At 66.9% G+C, this 26,487-nt stretch carries 23 protein-coding genes; 6 read left to right on the top strand and 17 right to left on the bottom strand.

Annotated elements, in window-relative coordinates; translation table 11 throughout:
* The coding region (locus VF662_RS07260) for an L-threonylcarbamoyladenylate synthase (protein ID WP_464139374.1) at nucleotides 1–676 on the top strand (676 nt) is incomplete at its 5' end.
* On the opposite strand, the gene msrA is transcribed toward VF662_RS07260, so the two are convergent.
* The 5 genes from msrA to VF662_RS07235 form a co-directional block, all read right to left on the bottom strand.
* Entirely contained in the window at nucleotides 673–1,221 is a 549-nt protein-coding gene (msrA, locus tag VF662_RS07255) for a peptide-methionine (S)-S-oxide reductase MsrA (protein WP_464139372.1), read from the bottom strand. The genes VF662_RS07260 and msrA overlap by 4 nt on opposite strands.
* 53 nt (nucleotides 1,222–1,274) lie before the next feature.
* Nucleotides 1,275–3,380, bottom strand: a complete 2,106-nt coding sequence (locus VF662_RS07250) for a PAS domain-containing sensor histidine kinase (RefSeq protein ID WP_464139370.1) — start codon at nucleotides 3,378–3,380, stop codon at nucleotides 1,275–1,277.
* 7 nt (nucleotides 3,381–3,387) lie between these two features.
* Complete coding sequence (locus tag VF662_RS07245) at nucleotides 3,388–4,038, bottom strand: response regulator transcription factor (protein ID WP_464139368.1); 651 nt, start codon at nucleotides 4,036–4,038, stop codon at nucleotides 3,388–3,390.
* A gap of 212 nt (nucleotides 4,039–4,250) precedes the next feature.
* Nucleotides 4,251–5,123 carry a non-homologous end-joining DNA ligase gene (ligD, locus tag VF662_RS07240; RefSeq protein ID WP_464139366.1) on the bottom strand — a complete coding sequence of 291 codons (873 nt, stop codon included), beginning with the start codon at nucleotides 5,121–5,123 and terminating at the stop codon, nucleotides 4,251–4,253.
* Nucleotides 5,120–6,166, bottom strand: coding sequence for an ATP-dependent DNA ligase (locus tag VF662_RS07235; RefSeq protein WP_464139364.1), 1,047 nt, complete (start codon nucleotides 6,164–6,166; stop codon nucleotides 5,120–5,122). Before VF662_RS07235 ends, ligD begins: the two co-directional genes overlap by 4 nt.
* Before the next feature lie 192 nt (nucleotides 6,167–6,358).
* On the opposite strand from VF662_RS07235, the gene VF662_RS07230 reads away from it, so the two are divergent.
* Complete coding sequence (locus VF662_RS07230) at nucleotides 6,359–6,973, top strand: murein L,D-transpeptidase catalytic domain family protein (protein ID WP_464139362.1); 615 nt, start codon at nucleotides 6,359–6,361, stop codon at nucleotides 6,971–6,973.
* 54 nt (nucleotides 6,974–7,027) lie between these two features.
* Here the strand turns inward: VF662_RS07230 and VF662_RS07225 are convergent, their stop codons facing one another.
* The 6 genes from VF662_RS07225 to amaB all read right to left on the bottom strand — a co-directional run bounded on the left by VF662_RS07225 (nucleotide 7,028) and on the right by amaB (nucleotide 12,818).
* Entirely contained in the window at nucleotides 7,028–7,522 is a 495-nt protein-coding gene (locus tag VF662_RS07225; protein WP_464139360.1) for a hypothetical protein, read from the bottom strand.
* A gap of 271 nt (nucleotides 7,523–7,793) precedes the next feature.
* Nucleotides 7,794–9,062 (bottom strand): L,D-transpeptidase family protein, encoded by a 1,269-nt coding sequence (locus tag VF662_RS07220; protein ID WP_464139359.1) that lies wholly within the window; start codon nucleotides 9,060–9,062, stop codon nucleotides 7,794–7,796.
* 213 nt (nucleotides 9,063–9,275) lie between these two features.
* Nucleotides 9,276–9,698: a DUF4383 domain-containing protein gene (locus VF662_RS07215; protein ID WP_464139357.1), complete on the bottom strand. Its 423-nt coding sequence runs from the start codon at nucleotides 9,696–9,698 to the stop codon at nucleotides 9,276–9,278.
* 99 nt (nucleotides 9,699–9,797) lie between these two features.
* Nucleotides 9,798–10,427, bottom strand: coding sequence for an SGNH/GDSL hydrolase family protein (locus tag VF662_RS07210; protein ID WP_464139355.1), 630 nt, complete (start codon nucleotides 10,425–10,427; stop codon nucleotides 9,798–9,800).
* 14 nt (nucleotides 10,428–10,441) lie between these two features.
* Nucleotides 10,442–11,302 (bottom strand): ATP-grasp domain-containing protein, encoded by an 861-nt coding sequence (locus VF662_RS07205; RefSeq protein WP_464139353.1) that lies wholly within the window; start codon nucleotides 11,300–11,302, stop codon nucleotides 10,442–10,444.
* Nucleotides 11,303–11,309: 7 nt separating this feature from the next.
* Complete coding sequence (gene amaB / locus VF662_RS07200; RefSeq protein ID WP_464139351.1) at nucleotides 11,310–12,818, bottom strand: L-piperidine-6-carboxylate dehydrogenase; 1,509 nt, start codon at nucleotides 12,816–12,818, stop codon at nucleotides 11,310–11,312.
* A 102-nt stretch (nucleotides 12,819–12,920) separates the two neighbouring features.
* Here amaB and VF662_RS07195 point away from each other — a divergent pair, with 102 nt between their 5' ends.
* Nucleotides 12,921–14,969 carry a M13 family metallopeptidase gene (locus VF662_RS07195; protein WP_464139349.1) on the top strand — a complete coding sequence of 683 codons (2,049 nt, stop codon included), beginning with the start codon at nucleotides 12,921–12,923 and terminating at the stop codon, nucleotides 14,967–14,969.
* Here the strand turns inward: VF662_RS07195 and VF662_RS07190 are convergent.
* Nucleotides 14,956–16,116, bottom strand: a complete 1,161-nt coding sequence (locus tag VF662_RS07190; protein ID WP_464139347.1) for an aminotransferase — start codon at nucleotides 16,114–16,116, stop codon at nucleotides 14,956–14,958. The genes VF662_RS07195 and VF662_RS07190 overlap by 14 nt on opposite strands.
* Nucleotides 16,113–16,904: a DUF72 domain-containing protein gene (locus VF662_RS07185; protein WP_464139345.1), complete on the bottom strand. Its 792-nt coding sequence runs from the start codon at nucleotides 16,902–16,904 to the stop codon at nucleotides 16,113–16,115. Before VF662_RS07185 ends, VF662_RS07190 begins: the two co-directional genes overlap by 4 nt.
* Before the next feature lie 76 nt (nucleotides 16,905–16,980).
* Here VF662_RS07185 and VF662_RS07180 point away from each other — a divergent pair, with 76 nt between their 5' ends.
* Nucleotides 16,981–20,121, top strand: a complete 3,141-nt coding sequence (locus tag VF662_RS07180; protein WP_464139343.1) for a DEAD/DEAH box helicase — start codon at nucleotides 16,981–16,983, stop codon at nucleotides 20,119–20,121.
* Nucleotides 20,122–20,130: 9 nt separating this feature from the next.
* Here the strand turns inward: VF662_RS07180 and VF662_RS07175 are convergent, their stop codons facing one another.
* A complete protein-coding gene (locus VF662_RS07175) occupies nucleotides 20,131–20,331 on the bottom strand; it encodes a hypothetical protein (RefSeq protein ID WP_464139341.1) in 201 nt (66 codons plus the stop codon).
* Nucleotides 20,332–20,460: 129 nt separating this feature from the next.
* The gene (locus tag VF662_RS07170; protein WP_464139339.1) at nucleotides 20,461–20,847 is read right to left on the bottom strand and encodes a retropepsin-like aspartic protease family protein; all 387 of its coding nucleotides are present in this window, start codon (nucleotides 20,845–20,847) and stop codon (nucleotides 20,461–20,463) included.
* 734 nt (nucleotides 20,848–21,581) lie between these two features.
* Between VF662_RS07170 and VF662_RS07165 the strand changes: the two genes are divergently transcribed.
* A complete protein-coding gene (locus VF662_RS07165; protein ID WP_464139337.1) occupies nucleotides 21,582–22,190 on the top strand; it encodes a DUF6088 family protein in 609 nt (202 codons plus the stop codon).
* Nucleotides 22,183–23,247 (top strand): nucleotidyl transferase AbiEii/AbiGii toxin family protein, encoded by a 1,065-nt coding sequence (locus tag VF662_RS07160; protein ID WP_464139335.1) that lies wholly within the window; start codon nucleotides 22,183–22,185, stop codon nucleotides 23,245–23,247. The genes VF662_RS07165 and VF662_RS07160 overlap by 8 nt, the downstream gene beginning before the upstream one ends.
* 97 nt (nucleotides 23,248–23,344) lie before the next feature.
* Here the strand turns inward: VF662_RS07160 and VF662_RS07155 are convergent, their stop codons facing one another.
* Together VF662_RS07155 and VF662_RS07150 are read right to left on the bottom strand one after the other, a co-directional pair.
* Nucleotides 23,345–23,599 (bottom strand): hypothetical protein, encoded by a 255-nt coding sequence (locus VF662_RS07155; RefSeq protein ID WP_464139333.1) that lies wholly within the window; start codon nucleotides 23,597–23,599, stop codon nucleotides 23,345–23,347.
* Nucleotides 23,600–24,196: 597 nt separating this feature from the next.
* On the bottom strand, nucleotides 24,197–26,487 hold a 2,291-nt coding region (locus tag VF662_RS07150), incomplete at its 5' end, for an autotransporter domain-containing protein (protein ID WP_464139331.1).

Here is a 26,487-nt window from a genome sequence, read left to right as displayed (position 1 = left end):
CTATTGGCCCGGCGCGCTGACCATCGTCGTTCCGAAGCAGGCCGGGAGCGGGATCAGCCGCGCCGCCACGGCGGGCCTTCCGAGCGTCGCCATCAGGTGCCCGGCCGCGGCGCCGATGCGGGACCTGCTCGCTGCCTGCGGCCGCCCTCTCGCCGCGCCTTCGGCCAATGCAAGCGGGGGCATCAGCCCCACCAGCGCCGACCACGTCCTCGCCAGCCTCGACGGCAAGATACCCCTGATCATCGACGGCGGCCGGACGGCGCACGGGATCGAATCCACCATCGTCGGCTTCGGCGGGGGCGGCCTTTCTCTATTGCGCCCGGGCCCCCTCGATTTCGCGGAGCTGGCGGCACTGGCGCAGCTTTCCGAGGCGGCTGCGTCGGGCAGGATCGAAGCCCCCGGCCAGCTTGCAAGCCATTATGCGCCGTCCAAGCCGCTGCGGCTCGACGTCCGCACGCCGGATCAGGACGAATGGATGATCGGCTTCGGCGGCATCGGCGGGCACGACACGCTCAGCGCCCGTGGCGACCTCAAGGAAGCAGCCGCACGCCTCTTCCACGCGCTCCACCGGGCCGAAGCTCAGGCGAGCCCCCGCATCGCGGTCGCCCCGGTCCCCGAGCAGGGGATCGGCATCGCCATCAACGACCGCCTCAGGCGCGCCGCCGCACCGCGCTAGGCGGTCGCGGCTTCGTTCTTGAGCTTGTTCGCGAAGCTCTTCCTGAGCTTGCGGAGCTTCGGCGGAATGACGGCGAGGCAATAGGGGCTGCTCTGCCCCTCGCCCTCCCAATAATCCTGGTGATAGTCCTCGGCCGGATACCAGTCCGAAAGCGGCTCGATGGTCGTTACGATCGGCCCCGGCCAATCCGCCTGCGCGCGCTCGATGCCGCGGCGGGCCGCCTCTTCCTGCTCCGGCGAATGCGGGAAGATCGCCGACCGATATTGAGTGCCGACGTCGTTCCCCTGGCGGTTGAGCTGCGTCGGATCGTGCGTTGCGAAGAAGATGTCGAGGATCTCGTCATAGCTGATCGCGTCCGGATCGAAGGTCACCCGGATCGCTTCGGCATGGCCGGTGTCGCCGCCGCACACCTGGCGGTAGGTGGGGTTCGGCACGCTTCCGCCGATAGAGCCGCTCTCGACGCTGGAAACCCCGATCACGTCCGCGAACACCGCTTCCGTGCACCAGAAACATCCACCCGCCAGCGTCGCTTGCTCGTGCGCCATGATATCGCGCTCCGATTGCTCCTGCCGGAGATAGGGAGCGGGGCTGCCCGCCGCTAGGCCGTGCCGGCCGGCTCCAGCTCCGGATCCGGAACCCGCGGCAGCGTGAAGCGGAAGATGGTGCCGCCGTCCGGCGCGTCCTCCGCCCAGATCCTGCCGCCATGCGCTTCGATGATGGTGCGGCTGATCGACAGTCCGATGCCCATCCCCTCGACGCGGGTGCTCTGGAACGGCGAGAAGAGCGCTTCCCGTATCTCCGCCGGAATGCCCGTGCCGGTATCCGCGACGCTGACTTCCGCCGTTCCCTTCGAGACGAGCCTCGTCCGGATCACCACTTCCCGGCGCGCCTGGCCTTCCATCGCCTGAAGCGCATTGCGGACGAGGTTGATCACCACCTGCTGGATCTGGATCGGGTCCACCTCCACCCACTCCGCCTTCGGATCGAACTCGATCCGGTGGGTGACGCCGAGGAGATGCTCGTCCAGGAATGCGATCAGGCTTGCATCCTGGATCACCTTCGCCAGCTGCTCGGGCCGCGGCGAGACGTTGCCCTTGGCGACGAGCTCGCGCAGCCGCTTGACGAGGTGGCCTGCCCGGAGAGCCGCGTTCTCCGCCGCTTCCAGCGCTTCCCGAACCTCTCCGAGCGAGTTCCCTTCCTGCTGGTCGAGCCGGCGGCGGCTGCCGCGGATGTAGCTGCTCACCGCCGTCAGCGGCTGGTTGAGCTCGTGCGCGAGCGTCGAGGCCATCGTGCCCATTGCGCTGAGGCGCGAGACGTGGATCAGCTCGGCCTGCATGCTCCTGATTTCCGCCTCGGCCCGGCGGAAGTCGGTGAGGTCCGACATCGCTCCGACCATCCGGACCGTCTCGCCGGCTTCGTTGCGGATGATGAAGCCGCGATCCACCGCGTCGGCATAGCCGCCGCGTGCGGTGAGGAAGCGGTAGGGCTCTTCCCAGCGGGTGCCCGATCCTGCGATCGCGGTGTCGAGGCTTCGTGCCACGCGCGCCCGGTCCTCGGGATGGATCCGTTCCTCCCACCAGTCGAGCGACGTCATCTCCTCGCTGTCCGGATAGCCGAAGAAGGCGGTCTCGGACGCGGTCCACTGGATCCGCCCGGCGACCACGTCGAGGTCCCAGATCGCGTCGTTCGTCGCCTTCGCCGCGAGGCGGTACCGCTCCTCCGCCTCCCGCCGCGCCGCATTTGCGTGCTTATGTTCGGTGACATCCTCGGTGAACCCGTACCACCGAATAATCCGCCCCTCCTCGTCGAAACGAGGCGCGGCTCGGGCGACGAAGGTGCGGTAGCTGCCGTCCGCGATCCGCATCCGGAACTCGGCGTGATGCGGCCGCCCGCTGGCGAGCGCGTCCGACCAGTAGCGCATGAGGTGGGGGCGGTCCTCCTCGTGCACCGCATTAAGCCAGCCCTCGTGCGGCTGCACCTCTTCGGCTGTGCCCGTGACGTCGTAGAAGCGCCGGTTGACGGTGACGAGGCGGCCCTCTGGAGTCGCGGTCCAGACCATCTGCCGGCTGAGCTCCACCGTATAGCGGTAGAGCTCCTCGCTCTCGCGAAGGCGCTCCTCGGTCGCGTGCCGCTCGTGGATTTCCTGGACCAGGCGCTGGTTCGAGGCGCGCAGGTCGCGCATCCGCTCCCGAACCCGTTTCTCGAGAGTGCTGGTAAGCTGCCGAAGATTTTCCTCGGCGTCTTGCCGCTGGAGGAGGAACGAGACCGCCTGCCGCTGCCGGCTCCGTGCGCGAAGCGCCGCTTCGACGGCATTCCTGAGCATGATTGGGCGGATCGGGCGCTCGACGAGAGCGACGCGCCCAAGGCTTCGAACGGTTCCCGACAAGCCCTCCATCGCCGCGGGCTCGGCTACCAGCACGAACGGGATATCGGACCAGGGCGGCTGGCCTTCCACCGCGGCTTCAAGCTCGCGCAGATCGGCGGATCGAAGCATCTCTTCGGTGAGGACCGCCGCCGCGAGGTCGTCTTCGACTATTCCCGCGGCCACGTCGCGGAGCGCAGCCGGAGCACATTCGAAGCCGGCTGTTCCGAGCAGTTCCAGAATGAGCTGGAGGTCCTCGCCCCCGGCCACGATCGCAAGTCGCCGCGAGCCTTCCGCTTTCGCCGCCGCTCCGGGCAGAGGCCTGTCCGCCGCAGTGGCCATTCTCCGCTTACTCCTGCTCGAGCGGCTCCAAGCCTGCCTGGACGGCCAGGGTCAAAGCCTCGGCTAGGCTGCCGACGCCAAGCCTGGCCATCATGTTCGCCCGGTGCATCTCCACGGTGCGGAGGCTGATATTGAGGCGCCGGGCGAGCACCTTGTTGGCAAGCCCCGCCATCAACCCTCGCAGCACCTCGCTCTCCCGGATGCTGAGGTCCGCGATCCGCTGCCCGGCCGACCGCTTCCGGTCCGCTTTCTCCCGCCGGTCCCCCAGCAGCTCAAAGCCGCGCTCGAGGCTCGCGAGCAGCTGCGCCTCGTCGAACGGCTTCTCGAGGAAGTCGATCGCTCCGGCCTTCATTGCACGCACCGCCACCGAAACTTCCCCATGGCCGGTCATGACGATCACCGGCCACTCGACACCGCGCTCGGCAAGCGCGTCCATCACCGCAAAGCCGTCCATCTCCGGCATCCGCACATCAAGGAGGATGCAGCCCGGGCGGAGCTGCGTCAGACTGTCGAGCAGATCCTCTCCACTGGCGAACGGCCGCGATTGAAAGTCGCCCGCGCCGAGCATGAAGCTTAATGACCGGCGCACGTCACGATCATCGTCGATCACATGGACGTAGCGGGGGACGGTTCTGGTCTCGGGTGCGGTGCTGAGCATTTGCGGCTTTGGTTAATGCATGCGGGAGGCTCAAAAGCAACCGGCCAGCGTGGGCACGCTGAAGTGCCATCGGCCGGTAAATTTTTGGCGGCGGGAGTGGGGATCCCGCCGCCAGTTTTTTGCATCAGGACCAGTCGATGCAAGACCATCTTAGAGCGCACGGAGGGTGAAGGGGTCAAGACTTTCGAATACCGTAATAACCGCAGGTGCGGTTATCCCGGTATCGGCAGGCGCTGCCGGACCGCCGCCATTTCGGCCCACGGATCGCGCCGCGCAGCCGCCCGCGCAGGCACGGTCTTGATGGTGAATGCGGCCGGGTCGAGCGGCCCTTCAAGCTCTTCCCACTCGATCGGCATCGCCACGGGCGCGCCGGGACGGGAGCGGGTCGAATAAGGGCCGACGGCGGTCGAGGTAGGATCGTTCCTCAGATAGTCGATGAAGATCCGCCCGGCCCGCTCCGCTTTGGAGATGCGGGTGAGGTACCGCTCCGGGGCATCGGCGGCCATTTCATCGGAGAAGGACTTCGCGAACGCCTTCGCCGCCCGCCACTCGGTGACCGGCTCCACCGGCACGACCACGTGCAGCCCCTTGCCCCCCGTCGTCTTGACGAAGCTTTGGAGCCCGATTCCCCGAAGCCGCTCGCGCACCTCCAGCGCCGCCGAAATGACGTCGCCGAAGCCGAGGCCCTCGTCCGGGTCGAGATCGAAGATGATCCGGTCGGGCATGTCCGGCCGCTCCACCGTCACGCCCCATGGATGAATCTCCAGCGTCCCCATCTGTACCATCGCGATCAGGCCGGCGACGTCGTCGATGTAGAGGTACGGCTCGTCGAAGCCGGGCACCGTCACTTCTTTCAGCTGCGGGAGCACGCCCGAGGCAGCGTGGCGCTGGTAGAAGCACTTCTTCTCCGCCCCCGTCGGGCAGCGCACCATCGTCACCGGCCGCTTGGCGACGTGCGGCAGCATCCAGCCGGCAACCGCCACATAATATTCGGCGAGCTCGAGCTTGGTGATCCCCTGCTCCGGGTAGAGCACCTTGTCGGGGCTGCTGAGCCGCACGCCTTCCACGATCAGCTCTTCGCTCATCGGCCTTTCTCCAGGGTGGAGGCGAGCTCGGCCGGCCGCGCCTCATGCTCGAGCTGGTCGAAGCGGCATTGCTCCGGCGCCTTGTCCGGCCGCCAGCGGAGGAATTTGGTGCCGTGGCGGAATCGGTTGCCGGTGACATGGTCGTAGCGGACCTCCGCCACCAGCTCGGGCCTGAGCGGCTCCCAGTCGCCGGAACGGTCCGTGCTCCACCGGCTGGGTCCGCCCGGCGCAGAGCCGGTGAAGCCCGGTGCCTCCACCAAAGCCTCCAGCCGCTCCGTCAGCGCTGCTCGACCTTCGGCGGGTATCGCCGATGTGAAGCCGACATGGTCGAGCTTGCCGGCCTCATTGTAGAGGCCGAGCAGGAGCGATCCGACCTCGCGCTTCTTGGCGGCATAGCGGAAGCCGCCGACGACGCAGTCGGCGGTACGCAGCTGCTTGATCTTCAGCATCGCACGCTCGCCAGGCTCGTAGAGACCGTCGCGGCGCTTCGCCACCACACCGTCTAGCGCTCCGCCGGCCATATCGAGCCAGGATTGCGCCACCGCCCGGTCCTCGGTGAACGGCGAGAGCTGGAGCGAAGGCGCGTCCTCGGCCCCGTGCAGCCGCTCCAGCGCCTGCCGGCGCTGGGACAGCGGCTTCTGCACCAGGCTTCCCGCTTCGGTCGCGAGGCAGTCGAACAGCATCAGCTGCGCCGGCGTCTGCGCCGCGAGCTTGCGGATCCGGCTCTCGGCCGGATGGAGCCGCATCTGCAGCGCGTCGAACGAAAGCACGCCGCCGATCGGGATGATCAGCTCGCCGTCGATCACGAAGCGATCCGCCTTCATTCCCTCGATCAGCGCCACCACCTCCGGGAAATAGCGGCCGAGCGGCTTGCCCGACTTCGATTGCAATGCCACGGCGTCGCCGTCGCGGAAGACGAGGCAGCGAAAGCCGTCCCACTTAGGCTCGAACCGCCAGCCCTCGCCTTCGGGAAGCGCTTCCACCGACTTCGCTTCCATCGGCGGCAGACCCGGCTTCACCTCCAGCTGATCGAACGCCTTCACACCTTCTCCTCACCTGTCCCGGCTAGAGACGCCCGCACATTGCCTAGGGTTCCGGCCGCGAAAGCTTGTTAAGCTTTGTTCCGGATTATGCGTCGAAAGGACTCTCAGCTGCGATGAAGCTGCACAAGTCGGGCCGCGAATTCATTGAGGGGACAGGGGGAATTTTGTAGGAATATCGTTCCGGAGGTAGAATTGACGACCGTTAACCGCAGGAACTTTCTGGCAGCAGGCGCAGTCGCGGGTTTGGCCGCGGCGGCTCCCACGAAGCTGTTCGCGACCGTCACGCCGCGCCAACCCTATATCAACCCGCAGATCCGCGAGCGCGCCCTTGCAGCGCTCGAGGCCAAGCGCGCGTTCCTCTCGAATACGGACGTGATCGGCATCGCCGACTTCAGCAAGGCGTCACGCGATCCGCGCTTCTACATCGTCGATCTTCGCAGCGGCTTCACGACGGAACATCTGGTCGCGCACGGCCGCGGCTCCGATCCGGCCCACTCCGGCTGGCTCGAGATGTTCTCGAACAGCGTCGGATCCGAGGCCACCTCCAACGGCGCCTATCTCACCGGCGACAATTACCAGGGCAAATACGGCTATTCGATGCGCCTCACCGGCCTCGACTACTCAAACAGCAACGCCCTTGCCCGCGCGATCGTGATCCACAGCGCGTGGTATGCCGAGCCGAGCGTCGCCCAGACCTTCGGCAAGCTCGGCCGAAGCGAAGGCTGCTTCGCCCTCCCCGGCATCAGCCACGCCGAAGCGATGACGCGGCTCGGGTCGGGAAGGCTGCTCTACGCCGAGCGCGGGTAAGCCGCCGCGGCGGAAAGCTGCAAGCTTCGTTATCCGGGCTGCGCACCGCCAACGCTATTTCGAAAATGGCCGATACAAGGCCCGCGCGCAGTCGGGCAGCCGGAAAGGGAATTCCTTTGGGCTGCCGAAGGTTACAATTTCGACGAGTTCAGGCCGGTCGTCCGGCCCTGCGGCAAGGTCATTGCCGATATATTCGACTTTGGGCGGAGAAGTCGGCGATGCCTTGGTCACCCTGACTTCGGTGGGGGATTCAGCGAACTTGATCCTGCGTTCGAAAAATGACCCCTTCACGCTCCGATATGTGTCGGAAGCCGTCCAGTCTCCGCTTTCCGCGAACCACGTAATATCGACGCTTACCTTGCCCGGCGACTGACATGTCACTCGTGCTTCAGCCAAGCTATCGGAAGCTGGCGTGGAATGGCTCCTAGCGATCCACCGTCCGGCCGCATTCTGTGTGAAATAAGAGGTGTGCGTTGCCGCGCATGCCGCCGAAGCCGCCAGGACCGAAGCAGCAACAAGCACCGCAAGGTGGAAACGAGCTATCAGCATCTCACGGTCCTCTCTCGCACGCCGCAGCTTGCTTCGGGTCTGCTCTAGAGGAAGCTGAACAACGGTCGAGGATAGGTCCAACTCCCCACCGCATCATGCCAGCCGAGGCTGGCATCCATAAGGAATTCCGCGCTCAACCGCTGCATGGAACCCAACCCTCGCAGGGGTGACGGAGCAAGGTGAGCATGGCCCCGCATTTCAGGCAACGCCTGAAGGAGGTGAACCCGCATCAAGCCCAGGATGACATTGGCACTCGGACGCGCCGGTGCTGCTACTTCGACGCGGAAGCCAGCGTCGCGCCGCCCTTGCCCGCCCGGTCGTTGAGGGCGGTGAGAACCGGCGTGTCGCGGCTGTAGATGTCTTTGTAGGAGACGATCTCTTTCTTGTCCGCGATCGCGGCCGCGGTGAAATAGGTGATGTAGACCGGCACCGGCTCCGCCAGGTCCGCCTTCACCGTCTTGCCCGAGGCGACCGTCTGCTGGATCGTCGCATGGTCCCACTTGCCGGTCGGCTGTAGAAGCAGTTCGGCGAAGCCCAGCACGTCCTCGGTGCGGATGCAGCCGTGGCTGTAGGCGCGTGCCTGCTTGTCGAACAGGCCCTTGGCGTTGGTGTCGTGGAGGTAGATGGCATGGGGGTTGCCCATCACCATCTTGAGCCGGCCAAGCGCGTTGGACGGGCCCGGGGGCTGGCGGTAGCGGATGACCTTGCCGGTCGCCTCGTCCTTGACCGCGACATAGCCCTTCTTGCCGCGCACCTCGTCGGAGATGCTGGCGGGCACTTCCCACCAGGGGTTGAAGATCACGCCCGTGATCTTCGCGTCGAGCTGCGGCGTTGCGGTCTTCACCGCGCCGGCGACCGCGCGGCGGCGGGCGACGACGCGGCCGTCTTCCACCAGCGCCACCATGTAGGCGGGCACGTTGACGATCACATATTTCTTGCCAAGGTCCCGCGGCAGCCACCGCCAGCGATCCATGTTGGTGCGGATCTTCTCGATCTTCGCCTTGTCGGACTTGGGCGTGTCGGCGAGGACCGACTTCAGCTCGTTATATTGCGGGTGCGTCGGCAGAAGCGCGGTGAGCGTGTCGCGGATGCTGTTGTCGCGCACCGCGCGCTGCATCATCGCATATTGCTCGCCGCCGTTGAGGTCGGTGTCATTGATGTACCAGTTCATCCGCGCATCGCCCCGGACGTGCCCGAGCGCGATGTCGGAGGAGACGCGGAGGAAGGTCTCCGTGGCGACGCTGTTAAGCTGATCGCTGCTCCGCCCGGCGATCGCCTCCCGAAGCCGCTCGGGAGCGTAATCGGCAGGATCGAGACCCTCTTCGCCGATCCGCTCGACATAAGCCAGGAGATCGGCCGCCGCTGCGCGGTTCCACTGCACCGTCGGCGGCGCCACCGGAGGCGCCTGCAGAGGCGCGGTCTGCTGCGGCGGAGCGACCGGCTGAAGCTGGGACGCGCCGACGGCATCCGTCTGCGCGCCGGCGGAAGCGGCCACGGCGGAAAGCCCGAGGACGAGCGGAAGGTACGAATACTTGTGCATGGCGGCTCCTTTAACCTAAGTCGGTGCCGCAAGCCAGCTTTCCGCAGCCTGACTGTCGCTCAGCGGACTCGATTTCGAGCCGAGCGGTTCCTTCGTGCAACAGTTTGAAGTGCCGCGATTATCGCACTGCCGCAATAGCTTGGACGTGCGCCCGCACTCCAAAGAAAAGGGCGGCCGCATCGGGCCGCCCTTCGAAGTTCGTTGACAGTGACTTCAGGTGCGGTCGCCGGTGGCGACGTCCCGGTGCATCCAGCCGAAATAGGCGGCGACGAGCGCGAGGAGCGCGTGCAGCCAGATGTCGTTGCCGTAGAGCGGGACGAGCCCGAACATGGTGTTGAGGCCGGGGATGAAGCCGGCAATCGTCAGCACCGCATAGATGATCGCCACGCCCTTGGCATAGCCCTTCGCGGCGCCGAGGCTCTTATAGGAGAGCAGGCCCCACAAGCCGAACAGGATGTGCACGATGTTGTGCAGGATGTTGACCGGGAACAGCCCAAGCACCTGCCCGTAATTGGCGTCGACCGCCAGATCGGGGTGGCCGGCATGCGGAGGCGTGGTGATGCCCGGGATGAAGCCGGCGATGCCCACGGCGAGGAAGACGATACCAAACAGAAGTGCGAACGTACGGGTACTCATAGACTTTCTCCCTATTTTCCTTCGATACGCGAACACGCTGCCGAAAGTAGCTGAGGCACTAAGCCGCAACCACTCATTCCGGTTCCGTCAGAACCGCATCTAGCGCGCTACGACGACTGATCGCGGTGCGTCCCCGCTCCCCGCGATCAGCGCCGCGATCGCCGCCGCGATCTTCGCTCCGCCCTTGGCGGAGGGCTCGATCGGGTTCGCATAATCCTCGTCCTCGCTGCAGATCAGCCGGAAGTCGATCAGCGGCAGCGCATTGCCGAAGGCGGCGCGGGTGATCACGTCGTTGAACAGGGCCAAAGCCGTCTTGATGATCCGGTGGTTGGGCGCGGACGTCGGCGTGTCGTAGATTGTGCAGAGCGCCGTCGGCAGCCTCCGCCCGAGCACGCCTTCGAGCATATAGGCGTAATTGCCGGCGAAGCGTTGCTGCGCCTCGGCCAGCATCATCAAAGCCTCGCCCACCATCCGTGCCGGCGCACCGAGGATGTGAGACTCCCCGAGCGCATCGTTGCCGCCGACGCTGACGACGAGGTGCGTCGCATCGGCGGGGATGCGCGTCAGCTGCGATGCGACGCCGCGCGTGACCGCTCCGTCCACCGCGAGGAGGCTAGCCTTCCAGCCTTGCGGAAGCGCGGCGCGAAGCTGCTTCACCACGTCCCGCTGGCCGGGGACGTAGACGCCGTTGTCGAAGATGGAATCGCCGAGGAGGATGATATGGCCCATAAGGGCCGAAAGGCTCAGCGGCCGATCAGTTCCAGCACGGCCTCCGCGAACAGCCGCCCCTCCGCGGGATCGTAGCCGAGATAGAGGTCCGGCTCGATCAGCTCGAGCTCGATCAGCTGCGGCTCCCCTTCCAGCCCGCGCACCAGATCGACCCGGGCATAGAGAAGATCCTCCTCGACGGCGGCGAGTATGCGATCGGCGGCGGCGAGCTCGTCTTCCGCCGGATGGTGGCGGGTGATGATCCCGTCATATTCGGGCTGCACCCGGAAATCGCCAGGCTGCGGCACCTTCCGGATCGCGTGGCTGAAGCGGCCCGCGAAATAGAGGAGCGAAGTCTCGCCGCTACGCTCGATCTCCGAGAGATAAGGCTGCACCATCGCCGCGCCTTCCGGGCCGCCGTCGAGCGGCCGGCCGGGAGACCAGCGGATCGTCTGCCAGGCGGTGGAGGAGACCTGCGGCTTGGCGACCAGCCGCTCCGTTCCGAACCGCTCCGCCGCCGCGTGCATCGCCGCCTCGTCCAGCCGATCGAAATAGAGCGTCGGCACCACCGGCGCGCCGCGCGCAGCAAGCGCGCCGAGATACACCTTGTCGGCATTCCAGCGGAGCACCGAAGGCGGGTTCCGGAGCCTGACGCGCCTCCCCTCCAGCTCGCTCACCCGCTCCACCCACCGGTCGTGCGCTCGGGGATAGCCCCAGACGAGCAGCGGAAGCACGAGATCGAACGCGTCCCAGTCCGCCTCCTCCGTCCAGCTGACGCCGTCGACCTCCAGCCCCGCCCGCCGCAGCGGCTCGGCGTTCCGCTCGAGCACCTGCGCCCAGCGGGTCCGGAACCCCTCGTCGCCGGGATCCGGCGTCAGTATCGCGATCCTGGCCATCACCTCCTCACGGCATCGAGAAATTGATGCCCTGCGCGAGCGGGAGTTCGCGGCTGTAATTGATCGTGTTGGTCGCCCGCCGCATGTAGTTCCGCCATGCGTCCGAGCCGCTTTCGCGGCCGCCGCCTGTCTCCTTCTCGCCGCCGAATGCTCCGCCGATCTCGGCACCCGAAGGGCCGATATTGACGTTGACGATGCCGCAGTCGGAGCCTGCCGCGGAGAGGAACAGCTCCGCCTCGCGAAGATCGTTGGTGAAGATGGAGGAGGAGAGCCCCTGCGGCGCTGCATTGTGCAACCCGATCGCTTCGTCGAGGCTGTCGTAGCGCATGACGTAGAGGATCGGAGCGAAGGTCTCCCGAAGCGTCACCGGCGTCTGCCCCGGCATCTCGACGATCGCCGGGCGAACGTAATAGGCTTCGGGCGCCCTCTCCTCGAACAGCCGCTCCCCGCCCTGCACCTCCCCGCCCTGCTGCCGCGCTTCACCCAGCGCCGCCTGCATCGCCTCGAAGCCGGCGCCGTCGATCAGCGGCCCGACCAGCACCCCCTCCTCGAGCGGATTGCCGACGGGCACCCCACTCCAGATCTGCTTCAGCCGCGGCACGAGACGGTCGTAGATGTCTCCGTGCACGAACAGCCGCCGCAGCGTCGTGCACCTTTGCCCCGCGGTTCCGACCGCCGCGAAGGTGATCCCGCGCTCGGCGAGATCGAGATCCGCGGTTGGAGCGACGACCATCCCGTTATTGCCGCCAAGCTCCAGCAGCGAGCGACCGAACCGCGCCGCCACCCGAGGCGCGACTTCTCTGCCCATCCGCGTCGAGCCTGTGGCGGAAACCAGCGCCACCCGGCAGTCGTCGACCAGCGCTTCACCGGTCTCCCGCCCGCCTTGCACCACGACCGAAAGATCCGCCGGAGCGTCGCCGAACCGCTCCGCCGCCCGCTCGAACAAGGCCTGCACCGCCACGGCCGTCAGCGGCGTCTTCTCCGACGGCTTCCACACCACCGCGTCGCCGCAGACGAACGCAAGGCACGCATTCCACGCCCATACCGCTACCGGAAAATTGAAGGCGGAGATCACCCCCACCACCCCCAGCGGATGCCAAGTCTCCATCATCCGGTGCCCGGGGCGTTCGGTGGCGATGGTGAGGCCGTAAAGCTGGCGCGAGAGACCGACTGCGAAGTCGCAGATGTCGATCATCTCCTGGACCTCGCCGAGCCCCTCCTGGAGGATCTTTCCGGCTTCGAGGCTCACCAGCCGCCCTAGCGCCTCCTTCTCCTCGCGCAGCACCTCTCCGAACAGCCGGACGAGTTCGCCCCGCCGCGGCGGCGGCACGCCGCGCCAGCGCAGGAATGCCTGCTCCGCGCGCCCGACGGCGTCCGCCACGTCACCCGGCGCCACGCCGCCGATGATCCGCCCGTCGATCGGAGAGCGGGACTGAAGCTCGCCGCTGGGCAGCGGCACGCCAAGCGCGCTGAAGACGTCGCGCGCAGTCGCGGCCGAATTGAATGCTGAGGTCATGGCGCGCTCATAGACCGGGGCCCCGCCCCCGCAACCCTCTTCCCTCCGCTGCTTCAGCGTGCCATCACAGCAACACAGTTTTCCAAGACCGGAGCGCGCATCATGGCATCCAAGGCTTTGCTTCCCCTTCTCCTCGTCTCGACCGCGCTGGCCGTGCCGCAGGCGGCCGCCCAGCAGGCGATCGGCGTCAATCTCGACTATCGCGACACCTCGGTGAAACCGGGCGACGATTTCGACCAGTTCGCCAACGGCGGCTGGCGTGCCCGCACCGAAATCCCGGCCGACCGCTCCAACACTGGGGTCAGCTTCGAAGTTTTCCAGAAGGCGGAGAAGAGGAATGCGGACCTGGTCCGCGAAGCTGGCGCGGGCAACCCTGCGCCCGGCACGCCGCAGCGCATGATCGCGGATTACTACGCCGCCTACATGAACACCGCCGCGATCGAAGCGCAGGGGCTGAAGCCGCTCGAGCCGCGGCTTGCCGAGATCCGCGCCGTGAAGTCGAAGCGGGAGCTTGCCCGCCTCCTCGGCCGGCAGCTGCAGGCGGACGTCGACCCGCTCAACAACACCGATTTCGGCACCGAGAACCTCTTCGGCCTGTTCGTCGCCCAAGGGCTCAGCGATCCCAGCCGCAACGTCCCCTATCTGCTCCAAGGCGGCCTCGGCATGCCCGACCGCGAATATTATGTGTCGCAGGAGCCCGCGATGGCGAAGCTGCGCACCGCCTATCAAGGCTACGTCGCCGACATGCTGAAGCTGGCCGGCGTGAGCGACCCCGCCGGACGCGCCGCGCGGATCGTCGCGCTCGAAGGCAGGATCGCCGCCGCCCACGCCTCACGCGACGAGAGCGACGACATCCACAAGGCGAACAACCTCTGGACCGCGCGCCAATTCGCAAGCAACGCTCCAGGCCTCGACTGGAGCGCCTATTTCGCCGCCGCCGGCCTCGACAAGCAGCCGAACTTCACCGTCTGGCACCCCGGCGCGGTGAAGGGCCTATCGGCGCTGGTCGGGAGCGAGCCGCTGGAAACCTGGAAGGATTGGTCCACCTTCCACACGCTCAACCAGAGCGCCCCCTTCCTTCCCGCCGCATTCACCGACCGCCGTTTCGCATTCTACGGCACCGCCATGCAGGGCACGACTAAGCAGCGCGACCGCTGGAAACGTGCGCTGAGCGCCACCAACGCCGATCTCGGCGATGCGGTCGGCAAGATCTACGCGGCCAAATATTTCCCCGCTTCCTCCAAGGCGGAGGTGCAGGGCATGGTGAAGAACATCCTCGCCGCCTTCGATCGCCGCATCGACGCGCTCGACTGGATGTCGCCGGCGACCAAGGCGCAGGCAAAGGCCAAGGTGCAGTCGCTCCGCGTCGGCGTGGGATACCCGGAGACATGGCGGGATTATCGCGGCCTCGTCATCCGCCCGAACGATCCGGTCGGCAATTACTGGCGGGCGCGAGCCTATGAGACCCGCCACCAGTTGGCGAAGCTCGGCAAGCCGGTGGATCGCGGCGAATGGTGGATGACCCCGCAGACGGTGAACGCGGTCAATCTGCCGCTCCAGAACGCGCTGAATTTCCCAGCCGCAATCCTCGAGGCGCCCTATTTCGATCCCACCGCGGACGCCGCAGCCAATTACGGCTCGATCGGCTCGGTCATCGGCCACGAGATCAGCCACAGCTTCGACAATCTCGGCGCCGAGTTCGACGCCCAAGGCAAGCTCCACAATTGGTGGACGCCAGCGGATCTCGCCCATTTCAAGGGAGCGACGAAGCGCCTCGCCGATCAGTATAGCGCCTATGAACCGCTTCCGGGCCTCCACCTCAAGGGCGACCAGGTGCTTGGCGAGAATATCGCCGACGTCGCCGGGCTCGCTGCCGCCTACGACGCCTACAAGATGTCGCTTGGCGGCAAAGAGGCGCCGGTGATCGGCGGCCTCACCGGCGATCAACGCTTCTTCCTCGCCTTCGCGCAAGGGTGGCGCACCAAGGTCCGCGAGGCGGCGCTGCGGCAGCAGGTGGTGACCGACGGCCACTCGCCGGCGCGCGAGCGGGTGCTGACGGTGCGCAACCTGGATCCCTGGTACGATGCCTATCAGGTGAAGCCGGGCGAGAAACTCTACCTCGCTCCGGCCGACCGCGTCAGGATCTGGTGAACAGGGCCCGCGCCGCCCTCAGCCGCTCCAAACCGCCAGAGATGGTCTCCGGCTGCTTTGCAAAGCAAAGCCGGACGACGCTTCGGACCGGCTCCTCCTCGTAAAAGGCGGAGACCGGGATCGCAGCGACGCCCGCTTCGCGGACGGCTCGTTCGCAAAAGCTGACGTCGTCCGCACCGATCCCGGAGGCCGCAAGGTCGACCGAGGCGAAGTAGGTTCCTTCGGCCGGCAAAACGGCAAAGCCCGCCTGGTTGAGCGCGCTGGCCATTGCATCGCGCGCAGCCTCGAAGCCTCCGCGCATCGAGCGGTAGTAGCCGTCCTCCTTTCCAAGTCCGTAGGCAACCCCGGCCTGCAGGTTCGGCGGCGTTGCGAAAGTCATATATTGGTGCGCCTTCGAGATCGGCAGCGCGAGCTCTTCGGGCGCAGCGATCCAGCCAACCTTCCAACCGGTCAGCGAGAAGATCTTGCCGGCAGACCCTACCTTCACCGTTCGCTCCCGCATGCCCGGCATCGCCGCCAGCGGCACGAAGGGGCGGCCGTCGAAGACGATATGCTCCCACACCTCGTCGGTAAGGGCGATAAGATCGTGACGCACGCACACATTGGCGATGATCCGGAGCTCCTCCTCCCCGAACAGCCGGGCGGTGGGGTTGTGCGGGTTGTTGAAGATGAGAAGCCGCGTCCGCTCCGTCACCGCCGCCGCAATTGCTTCGTTAGTGATCCGCCAGTCCGGCGGCGTCAGGCGCACGAAGCGCGGAACGCCGCCCGCTCGGCGCACCAGCGGCACATAGGCATCGTAAAGCGGCTGAAAGAGCAGAACCTCATCGCCCGGACTCACCAGCGCCATGATCGCGGAGGCGAGGGCCTCGGTCGCGCCCGAGGTGATCGTCACTTCATCGACTTCATAGTCGATCCGCTGGTGCTGCCGATAATGGTCGATCACCGCTTGGCGGAGCTCCGGAAGCCCGCGCATCGGCGCATACTGGTTGGAGCCGCTCCGGACCTCATTTGCGGCGCGCTCCAACACATCTTCAGGCCAGCCGAAATCGGGAAAGCCCTGGCCGAGGTTGATCGCCTGATGCTCGGCGGCAAGAGCCGACATATGGGCGAAGATCGAGGTTGGAAGATCGGCGAAGAGCGGGTTCATAGCCGTGCGATCAGCTCTTGCGCCGCCGCCGGGTTCCGCTCCTTGGCCCCGGAGATGAAGAAGACGTAGGTCGCGCGCGGCTGAACCGGCGCGGGAGCGGCGTTGTACGGCAGCCCGGGCGGGCTTTCCCCAGCGGCCCAGGCACGGGCGATGCCGGCCCAGCGGTCCAGCTCCGGCGTTTCATATCCCGTCCCCACCTCCGCCCGCGCCTTCATCAGCCGTGCGTAGACGATGTCGCCGCTGATGTCGGCGACGCAGGGGAATTCCTCGCTGTCGCCATAGACGATCGCCACCTCAGCCTCCCGCGCCATCGCCACGAAGGCGGGATCGCGGAAGCTCTCGTGCCGAACCTCGATCGCGTGCTGGAGCTTCACGCCGTCCTGAGCCCTCGGCAGCAGCCTGAGGAACGCAGCCATGTCGTCCGGGTCGAACCGCTTCGTCGCCATCAGCTGCCACAGGATCGGCCCCAGCTTGTCGCCGAGCTCGGTCAGCCCCTGCGCGCAGAACCGCTCAACCCCTTCCCCTCCGTCCGCCAGCAGCTTGCGGTTGCTGCAGTAGCGCGAGCCCTTGATCGCGAACTTGAAGCCGTCCGGCACCGCCTTCGCCCATTTCGCGAACAGCTCCGGCTTCTGGAGCTTGTAGTAAGTGGCGTTGATCTCGATCGCGCTCAAGCGCCCCGCCGCATGTTCGAGCTGCTTCGTCTTGGGGAGGCCAGGCGGGTAGAAGGTCTCCCGCCACGGATCGTAATCCCAGCCGCCGATGCCGACGTGAATGGGCGATGCCGACATATGCTTCTCCTGCCCCGTGGAACGCCGCTCCTCAGACCACGTTCAACAAGCTCTTTCAACGGGGGCGCCCTTATCCATGAACGAACATGCGGCGGCCGAGCGGCGGCGCCACGCTCCGCTCGGGCCGACCGTCGCGCGGCTGTGCGAGGCGCTGAGGCACGGCAGCGTGATAGTGATCGCATGCGGCGACCAGCGCGGCGAAGCGATCGCGAAAGCCGCCGCCGCAATGGCTACGGCGAGGGTCCTCTGGTGCCCGCCGCCTGACAAGCTTCCGGGCGAGGCCACCCCCTCCTCCCCCGCAATCGCCGGCCGGCGGGTGGCTGCGCTCGCCGCGCTGCACGAAGCGGGGGACGAGCCCCTATTGTTCGTCACGGACGCGATCTCGGCCGCGCACAAGGTGGCGCCGCCGCCAGCGTTCGCCGCACCGCCGCTCCTCCTGGAGATGGGTGAGAGGCTGGACGGCGGGGTCCTTGCGGCACGTCTGGAGGAGATGGGCTATTTCTGCGACGACCGGGTGGACGAGCCCGGCGAATTCGCGATCCGCGGTGCCACCATCGATCTCTTCCCAGCCGATTCGGAGAAGCCGGTGCGGATCCACGTACACGAAGGGCGGATCACGCAGCTCCACGTCTACGACCCCCTCACCCAGCTCGGAAACCACGAAGATCTGCCGAGGCTGGCAATCCGCCCCGCGGTCGAACCTCCGGCCGGCGAGGATGCCGTTTCGATCTTCGAGCATCTTCCCGGCGCGGCGGCGGCCGTCGATCCGGAGGCAATCGACTTGCGGGACCGGTTCATCTCGCTTGCGACCGAGACGAGGCGCTCCGCATCGGAGCTGACCCGCGACTGGAAGACGCCGCTCACCGGCCGCGCCCGCGTCGACCTGGCGGAGGGCGTCGAGCAGCCGGGCCGGCGCTTCATCGAGGACAAGAGGCCCGAGCGCGCCTCCTTAAGCGTGATCAGGGCCGCACGCGAAAGCGGGCAGCGAGTCCTGATCGCAGGGTCGGCCCGCGACATTCGCTTCCTGTCGCGGCGGATAGAGCAGGCAATCGGGGAAGGTCCGCGGGCCGCGAGGAGCTGGAACGATGTCGGAGAAGCCGAAGCGGGCGCGCTGCTGACGCTTGAAGCCGAGTTCGACCGAGGCTGGACCGCCGATGGGCTGACGGTGGTCGCAGCCGCCGATGTGCTCGGCGCCCGCGCGCTGGACCACGGTGCGAGCGGCACGCCCGATCCGCTCGCGCAGGAAGTGTCGGACTTCCGCATCGGCGACGCGGTCATCCATGAAGATCACGGCCTCGGCATCCTGCGGGGTATCGACGGCATCGCCGCGGGCGAGGTCGAGAGCGACGCGATCCGCTTCGAATATGCCGGCGAGGCGCAGCGGCTGGTGCCGATCGAGGAAGCGGGGCGGCTGTGGCGCTACGGGGCTGAGGCAGACGCCGTGTCGCTCGACAAGCTCGACGGCTCCAGCTGGGAGAAGCGCCGAGGCGAGATCGATGCGACCATAGCGGAGACGGCAGGGCAGCTGGTCGCGCTTGCCGAGGAGCGGGCCGGGCGAAGCGCCCCGGTGCTCGATCCGCCGGTGCCCGATTATGAGCGGTTCGCTTCAGGCTTCCCTTATGCCGAAACCCCCGACCAGCTTCGCGCCATCGAAGCGGTGCGGGCCGATCTCGCCTCAGGCAAGCCAATGGACCGGCTGGTGGTCGGTGACGTCGGCTACGGCAAGACCGAAGTCGCGCTGCGCGCGGCCGCCGTCGCCGCTCTTGCCGGCAAGCAGACCGCGCTGATCGCGCCCACCACGGTTCTGGTCCGCCAGCATGTCGAAAGCTTCCGCCGGCGCTTCGAGCGCTTCGGCATCAAAGTCGCAGGCCTCTCCCGCCTCTCCTCCGCGGCCGAAGCGCGCGAGACCAAGAAGGGCCTTGCCGACGGCAGCATCAAGATCGTGATCGGCACCCAGATGATCGCCGGCAAGACCGTCTCGTTCGACGATCTGGCGCTCGTGATTATCGACGAGGAGCAGAGGTTCGGCGCCGCCGACAAGGCGAAGCTGCGCGCGCTCAGCGTCGACGCGCATGTGCTCACCCTCACCGCGACTCCGATCCCGCGCACGCTGCAATCGGCTTTGGTGGGGCTTCAGGAGCTGTCGCTGATCGCCACGCCTCCCGCCCGCCGCCTCCCCACCCGAACCGCGCTCGCCAGCTTCCAGCCGGAGCTCGTCAAGCTCGCCTTGCTTCGGGAGCGGAAACGCGGCGGCCAGAGCTTCGTGGTTGTGCCCCGCATCGAGGATATGGAGCCGATGGCGGAGCGCCTCCGGGCGCTCGTCCCCAATCTCACGCTCCGGCAGGCGCACGGCAAGATGCCGGCCGCCGAGATCGACGAGGAGATGATCCGCTTCGCAAGCGGCGACGGCAACGTGCTCCTCGCCACCAACATCATCGAGGCCGGGCTCGACATCCCGCGCGCCAACACGATGCTGATCTGGCGCGCCGACCGCTTCGGCCTTGCCCAACTCCATCAGCTTCGGGGCCGCATCGGCCGTGGCCGCGTGCGCGGATATCTGATGCTTCTGACCGAAGAGGGCGCCGAGATCGCGCCGGCCACGCTGAAGCGGCTGCGGACCATGGAGGCGCTGGACCAGCTCGGCGCCGGCTTCGCGATCAGCGCACGCGACCTCGATCTCAGGGGCGCCGGCGAGCTGCTCGGCGAGAACCAGGCGGGGCACATGAAGCTGATCGGCCTCGGCCTCTATCAGCATCTTCTGGAGCAGGCGCTGCGCGCCGCCCGCGGCGAGGAGGTCGACGATTGGGTGCCGGAGCTCCACCTCGGCCTGGCCGGGCGCCTCCCCGAAAGCTGGATTCCGGAGGAGGAGGTGCGGATCAACCTCTATGCCCGCATCGCGCGCCTCGCTTCCGACAATGATCTCGCCGCCCTCGCGGACGAGCTGGAGGATCGGTTCGGAGCGCTCCCGCCCGAAGCTGCGACGCTGATCGAGACAGCCCGAATCCGCCACCTGGCGCGGCTTGCCAAGGTCGCCCGGATCGATGCCGGTCCCGCCGCGATTGCACTGACGCCACGGCCCGATTTCGCGGGCGACGCCGGCGCTGCCTCACTCGAAAGAAAGGGAGAGCGGCTGCTCCTCAAGGAGCAAACTGAGGCGGACGAACGCCGTCTGAAGCGGATTGCGGATTTGCTTGAGCAGCTCGCGCCCGAGGCGTGAGACTTGCTTTCAGGCTTTCAGCCGCGAGTCTTCCGCAAGCTGGTTCATCGAGGCGGCGCGCTGAAGGTGGATGCGGCGCAAGTCCTGATCGATGGCGCGGTCGGCGCATTGCCGCTCTTCGTCCGCGCGGCGCCGATAATAGTCGCTGATGGTTTCAACCTTGGCGAGGCGCTTCGCAGCCGCCTCCGGGCAGGGCATGGGATCGGTCATGATTTTGCTGAAGCACGGATGAACGAGCTAGGCGCGCGATCATCGACCGAACGGTCAGTCCGGGCGACCAAGCCGACCAAGCCGCCGTAATCGCGCGATAAATCCGACAAATGGACGTGCCCCGGCGCCTCAGTCGCTCACCGCCGGCTGCGGGTGATTCGGCACCAGTACGAGCGTCCGGCCCTCCACCCGCCACGATTTCAGCTTCGACAGGAAGTTCATTCCCAGGAGATCCATCTCTCCGAGGCTGGGGGAGACGACCACCTTCAGATCCCTAGCCACGATGTTGCCGAGCCGCAGCGTCTTCACGGTGGCGGTTCTCGCCCGGACCATTCCGTTTCCCGTCTGCAGCACCACCGGCACGATATCCGGCTCGTCCGCCAGCTTCGCCGCTTCCGCCGTGCCTTCCGAGAGCGCAGTGACGGTGGCGCCGCTGTCGATCATCATTCGGCGGCTGACGCCGTTGATCCGGACATTGGCCATGAAATGCCCGTTCGGCGACATCTTGATCCGCATCTCCTTGCCGACCACCTCCTGCCGGTCGAGCCCGAGCCGGCTGGTGAGCCCCCTCCAGCACCGGATCCATCGGCGCCCGCTGAGCGAGCAGCAGCACCAGGAATCCGACAAGCGCGATGGAAATGAGGATCCGGATCGCCCCTCCGAGATAAGGCACCCGCATCAGCGCGATCAGCAGCAGCAACCCACCCGCGACCGGAAGGATGTATTCGGAAGCTCCGGGACCGAAAAGGGAGGTCACCTGTTACGTCTCTCGTTCTTCCCGCACGCGCGAGAGCCTGAGATGCCGGTTGGCTGGGGCGGCAGGATTCGAACCTGCGAATGCCGGCACCAAAAACCGCGTGCGGCCAACCGAAGGCCGCAGAAAGCGACGGCCGATCAATAGTTTAGCGAATCAAGTCAGCTGCGCAATAAAAATCGGGACACGAATCGGGACACAGTGGCTGCATCGCCACTCCCGCGTGCGAAGGTGTGAAGGAGGCGTGGTTGCCGCTCGGGATCGCCTGGCTGGCCGAGGAGCTGCTCCCGTCCGTGGCCCGGGCGTCAGTTTCTCATGCGGAGTGGCTAGGGCCACAGGTGCTGTCGCTGGTCCCTTCCCTCCGGTTGCGCTAAGGGCACGCCGATGCGGGTTCGCATGTAAAACTCGGCATCCAAGGCCACTTACAGCTAGAGCAAGGGGGGGGGTATCTTGTTAGAAATAACGGTGCTATTATCTAACAAGAAAGGAGCAAACCATGCCCGCTATGGCCGATAAGATCATGAAGCGTGTCCGTGGCAAGGGGCGCGGCTGGGTGTTCACGCCCAAGCACTTTATCGACTTCGGCTCGCGCGGATCGGTCGATGTCGCCATCTCCCGCCTGGTGAAATCCGGGTTGGTCCGCCGGCTCGGCCGGGGCCTTTATGACTATCCCCGGCAGCATGACAGGCTTGGCGTCCTGACTCCCGACTCCGCCGCTATCGCCGATGCGATCGCAAACCGGAGCGGCGACAAGCTGGCGCCATCGGGTGCAGCGGCGGCCAACAAGCTCGGCCTATCGACTCAGGTGCCGGCACGGGCCAGCTTCGCGACCAGCGGCCGCTCGCGCGTCGCCAAGGCCGCAGGCCGTAGCGTGACGCTCCGGCACAGCCGCGCGCCGGTTCTCGACCACGCGTCCGACACCGCGAACGCGGTGCTGCAGGCACTCGCCCAACTCGGCAAGGCCCAGGTCGATGCGGACGTCATCCGGCGGCTAGCGACGCGGATCGACGATCGAGCCTTGAAGCAGCTGCTTCAGGCGCGGCCTTCGATGCCGGGATGGATGGGCGACGTCATCCTGAAGATCGGCAGTGCGCACAATGGATGACTTTGCCCGCCTCAGCCCGGCCGAGCGCCGCGTCTTCATCGAGGAGGCCGCTGCGCAGCGCGACCTCACAACTATCGTCATCGAGAAGGACTTCTGGGTCTGCTGGACGCTCAGGCGGCTCGGCGCCACGCCTGACCTTAAGGGTCATGTCACCTTCAAAGGCGGAACCTCGCTTTCCAAGGCCTATGGCATCATCCAACGCTTCTCTGAAGATATCGACCTGACCATCCGGCGGACTGCGCCGCTGCTCGACAAAGTGGCATCGCCGATGGAGGCCGGGATCGGCTCCAATGAACGCCAGCGCCGCACGAAGGCGCTGAAAAAGGCGGCTCAGGAATATGTCGCAACGATGGCCAAGCCGGCGCTGGCCGCAGCGATCGAGGCCGAGCTGGGCAACGAAGGGTGGAGTATCGAGCTCGATCCCGAAGACAAGGACAGCCAGACGCTCCTGTTCAATTATCCACGTACGGCAGCCTACTCTGCAGGTGACTATCGCCCAGGCGACTATGCCGCAGACGACGACGGTGGCTATATCAAGCCCAGGATCAAGCTGGAATTCGGCGCGCGCGGCGATCCCGATCCTTTCGAGGATCGGATGATCCAGCCTTATCTGGCGGAGCAGTTTCCCGAGGCCCTGCCTGAAGCCGGGACCTCGGTGGAGACGCTTAGCGTCGAGCGGACCTTCTGGGAGAAGGCAACGATTCTCCACGCCCTCCATCATGGCGGCAAAATGCGCGATGGCCTGTCGCGGCACTATTACGACATGCTGATGCTGCACCGTGCTGGAGTCACGGCCTCGGCCTTGGCACAGCCCGCGCTGCTGGAGCAGGTCGTCCGCAACAAGAGCGTGATGTTCGCGGATGCCTCGGCGTCCTACGCGACAGCGCTCCTCGCCACGCTGCGGCTTGCACCTTCCCAGCAGATCCAGCAGGCGCTCGCCGGCGACTATGAAGCGATGGCCGACATGTTCATGGTCGCGCCTCCTCCCTTTGCGGACCTGCTGGCAGGATTGGCCGACCTCGAGGCGCGCATCAACGAGGCCGGCGAGACTGCCTGAGCGCCCTTTCGAGCGCCTGCGGCCGCCTATTTTCCTGCAACTGAACCAGGTCATCTCCCGACGCCCCGCAATCCTACGGCGGCCGGTGGTTCAGGTCCTAGAGGCGGGCGGAGCGGGCCAAGCGCTTCGCCACCGCTTCCTGTCCCGCCGCACGACGCCGCCTCTGGCTGGACCGAGCCTGCGCGGGCGGCGCCAGTGTGCCCACTTTTCGCCCATCGACTTCGAGTTCGATCAGGCCGCGGCGTAGAAGCGGCGCCGTTGCCGACAGGAACATGCTGACCTTCGCGCGGCCCTTGATCTCGAACAGGTGCCATTCCTGCGCCACTGCCGCCTCGTCGGTGAATTCGATCAATCCGCCAAACCCCTTTCTACGCGCCGCCTGCAGCGCCCGCTGAACCAGCCACCGCGTATGAGCAGGATCCCTGCGATCGAGGACGCGATGCCACACCTTATGGATCGGCCTCCGCCGCAGCCACAGTTCGCCAAGATCGGCCGGGACTGGCAATTGTCCTCTCTTCTTCATCGGCTCACTCCCGTCCCCGGCTTATCATCGGGAGGTTCGCTTCCGCCGCTACCCAGTTCGTACTCGCGCGGAAACCCGGCATGCCGGCGCCGGCGCAGCCGGTTGATCTGGCGCCGAGAGGCGCGCCAGCTGCGCAAATTATTCGCCGGTCACGATCGAAGTGGCCGAACCGGCCGCTTTTGGCCGGTCGACGACCGTCTGCATTGCGGCGCCGAAGGCCCAAAGCGGGCGCTTCATTCGGGCTCTGTCTCACACCGCCAACGAGCCGTTGCGGACAATCTGGGCAACGTGCGGTTGAGGCTGGTCATCTGCCTGCGCAGTCGGCCGATCGATGGTTGCCGAACCGACGCGGGAGCCGCGCTTCCACCTGAGCTGTTCCCGGTCCAACGCAGCTGGCGCCAGGCGCAGTCAAGCCGCGGCGGCGCATCAGAAGCCGAGGGAGACTTGCCCGCGTACCCCGGCCGACCGGCTGTTGCCCGACGCTTCTCCGGTGAGGTCGAGGCCGAACTGCCAGCCGGTCGGCAGTCGAAGGCCGAAACCCAGCTCCAGGAGGAAGCGGCTGCGCGACCAGCCATCGGCATCGATCAGGTAGGACGGGCCGGTGATGAAATCGCTGAAGCGCACCCGCTGGTCCGCCACATCCATGAAGTCGTAGCGATATTCGATGCGGCCGCGCGGCGTGAAGACCGCCCGGCCCATCTGCCGGTCCAGCCCGAAGCGGCCGCCCAGCAGACCCGCCATGGCTTTCAACGTGCGCGGATCGTAGGTCAGCGAGTAGCCGAGCGGTCCGCTCTCCGTATAGCCGTCGAGCCCTGCACGACTGGCCTCGACCCCGCCGTAGAGCGACCAGTTGATGTTGCGATCACGGCGCTCGATGCCGGCAGTGACCGAGCCGAACAGCAGGTCGCCCTGCCGTTCGCCGTAAGCGAAGGCGCCCGTGGCGGTGACATAGCGGGTCAGGTCGAAGTCGAGCCCGCCAACGCCGACCAGAACGTCGATGAAGGCACCGCGAGCGGGGCGGAAGCTGCCGTAGACGCCGGCCACCCAGCTTTGCGAGTCGAGCTCGGTCCCATGGTCGCCGATATCGCTATGATCGTGGCCGAAGCCCGCACCGGCGCCGATCGTCACTCCATCCGCGAGACGGATGTCGGCGCCGCCGGTAAGGCCGGAGGTGGTGATCGAGAACTCGTCCACCCCGGTGACCGGATCCCGACGTCCCACGATCACGCTGCCATTCGCCCACAGCTCGACGCTGCCGTTGCGGCGGCGCCCGTTGCCTGCGGCACCGGTCGAAGCGTCACCGCCTTGCCCCGTCGCTGCGCCGGCTTCGTCGGTGGAAGGACCGGGACCGGCCTCGCCGGCCGATCCATAACCGCCCGACCCGCCGCTCATCCCGGCATCGCCGGCCCCGCCGAAACCGCCCGCAGTGTCGGTGTAGGAAGCCGGCGTGGCCTGATAGCGCGCCTGCCCGAGAGCAGGGCTGCCGTAGCCAGCGCGGCCGGCGGCGGCGCCGAATTGATCCGGCTGGGCCGAATTGCGGTAGCGGCCTGCATTTTGCTGCCCATACTCGCCCCTCATCGGAATGCCGGGCTGGAGGGTGACCGCGAAGCCGCCGCTCGGCGCATCGCTATGGAGCTGCTCCAGGCGGCGCCCGAAATTGTGAATTTGGGTGTCCGCCGCGCGCCGCGCCGCACCGGTTTCGGCCTGCTCGAGCCCGCGCACTTCGCGGTCGGTGCTCGGGTCAGGCCGCGCCTGCACGTTCACCGTCAAGGTCAGCGGCGCCGAAGTGCCGCCGGCATTGGTGAGCCTGTAGAGGATCGTCACCGGCCCGGAGAAGCTGCCGCGCGAGGTGAAGTTGATGGCGTAGGTGCGGCTGGCGGCGGTGCCGCCTTCGATCAGATTGACGTCGGCCGCATCGGCCGGGCTGACCGAGACCAGGGAACCGCCAGTGAATGGCGCGCCGACCGCGCTGCCGGTCAGATCGATGGTGATCGGCCGGCCGGCCAAGACACTGACCTGCCGCGGCTGCGCCGTTGGCGCGGCCGAGATCACCTGGACGGACGCGCTGGCGATGTTGGACGAGCCGCCGGGGCCGTTCGCCCGGAATGTGAAGCTGTCAGTCCCCGCAAAGCCGGCATTTGGCGTGTAGGTCGCCGTGAAGGCGGTCTGGTCGAGCGTGACCGTGCCTGACTGCGGCGGCGTCACGACCGCGATGCCGGTTGCCACGCCGGTGATCAGCGGCCGCACGTTGATGGTGACGCTGGCGCCTGGGCCGTTGGTGACCGTGGCGGCCGGCGTCAGCGAGGTCGCCTGCGGCGGCGCCGGGGTGCTCACGGTGATGCTGACGGTGGCCGGAGCCGAAGTCCCGCCCGGACCCGTGGCGGTGTAGGTGAAGCTGTCCGCCCCGAAGTAGCCGTTCGTCGGCGTGTAGGTGGCGGTGGTGCCACTGATCGTGACGGTGCCGTGGCCGGGCGCAGTGCCGACCGCCAGCGAGGTGTAGACGCCCGACGGCTGCAGCGTGGTGGCCGTGCCGCTCGAGTTATAGGGCACGTTGGCGCTCGCCGGGGCTGCGGTCGGAGCCGCCGGCGTCGCGACCGTGATGCTGACGCTCGCGGGCGACGAGGTGCCGCCGGGGCCGGTCGCGGTGTAGGTGAAGCTGTCCGCCCCGAAGTAGCCGTTAGTCGGCGTGTAGGTGGCCGTGGTGCCGCTGATCGTGA

The organism is Allosphingosinicella sp., assembly GCF_036387215.1.
Classification (GTDB): Bacteria; Pseudomonadota; Alphaproteobacteria; order Sphingomonadales; family Sphingomonadaceae; genus Allosphingosinicella.
The sequence above is the reverse complement of the archived record's forward strand: the minus strand, read 5'-3'. Positions and strand labels throughout refer to the sequence as shown.

Excerpts from the sequence above, each read along its gene's own strand:
- msrA (WP_464139372.1), bottom strand. The coding sequence starts at position 1,221 with ATGGCGCACGAGCAAGCGACGCTGGCGGGTGGATGTTTCTGGTGCACG.
- VF662_RS07250 (WP_464139370.1), bottom strand. The coding sequence starts at position 3,380 with ATGGCCACTGCGGCGGACAGGCCTCTGCCCGGAGCGGCGGCGAAAGCG.
- VF662_RS07245 (WP_464139368.1), bottom strand. The coding sequence starts at position 4,038 with ATGCTCAGCACCGCACCCGAGACCAGAACCGTCCCCCGCTACGTCCAT.
- ligD (WP_464139366.1), bottom strand. The coding sequence starts at position 5,123 with ATGAGCGAAGAGCTGATCGTGGAAGGCGTGCGGCTCAGCAGCCCCGAC.
- VF662_RS07225 (WP_464139360.1), bottom strand. The coding sequence starts at position 7,522 with ATGCTGATAGCTCGTTTCCACCTTGCGGTGCTTGTTGCTGCTTCGGTC.
- VF662_RS07220 (WP_464139359.1), bottom strand. The coding sequence starts at position 9,062 with ATGCACAAGTATTCGTACCTTCCGCTCGTCCTCGGGCTTTCCGCCGTG.
- VF662_RS07215 (WP_464139357.1), bottom strand. The coding sequence starts at position 9,698 with ATGAGTACCCGTACGTTCGCACTTCTGTTTGGTATCGTCTTCCTCGCC.
- VF662_RS07210 (WP_464139355.1), bottom strand. The coding sequence starts at position 10,427 with ATGGGCCATATCATCCTCCTCGGCGATTCCATCTTCGACAACGGCGTC.
- VF662_RS07205 (WP_464139353.1), bottom strand. The coding sequence starts at position 11,302 with ATGGCCAGGATCGCGATACTGACGCCGGATCCCGGCGACGAGGGGTTC.
- amaB (WP_464139351.1), bottom strand. The coding sequence starts at position 12,818 with ATGACCTCAGCATTCAATTCGGCCGCGACTGCGCGCGACGTCTTCAGC.
- VF662_RS07195 (WP_464139349.1), top strand. The coding sequence starts at position 12,921 with ATGGCATCCAAGGCTTTGCTTCCCCTTCTCCTCGTCTCGACCGCGCTG.
- VF662_RS07190 (WP_464139347.1), bottom strand. The coding sequence starts at position 16,116 with ATGAACCCGCTCTTCGCCGATCTTCCAACCTCGATCTTCGCCCATATG.
- VF662_RS07185 (WP_464139345.1), bottom strand. The coding sequence starts at position 16,904 with ATGTCGGCATCGCCCATTCACGTCGGCATCGGCGGCTGGGATTACGAT.
- VF662_RS07180 (WP_464139343.1), top strand. The coding sequence starts at position 16,981 with ATGAACGAACATGCGGCGGCCGAGCGGCGGCGCCACGCTCCGCTCGGG.
- VF662_RS07175 (WP_464139341.1), bottom strand. The coding sequence starts at position 20,331 with ATGACCGATCCCATGCCCTGCCCGGAGGCGGCTGCGAAGCGCCTCGCC.
- VF662_RS07170 (WP_464139339.1), bottom strand. The coding sequence starts at position 20,847 with ATGCGGATCAAGATGTCGCCGAACGGGCATTTCATGGCCAATGTCCGG.
- VF662_RS07165 (WP_464139337.1), top strand. The coding sequence starts at position 21,582 with ATGCCCGCTATGGCCGATAAGATCATGAAGCGTGTCCGTGGCAAGGGG.
- VF662_RS07160 (WP_464139335.1), top strand. The coding sequence starts at position 22,183 with ATGGATGACTTTGCCCGCCTCAGCCCGGCCGAGCGCCGCGTCTTCATC.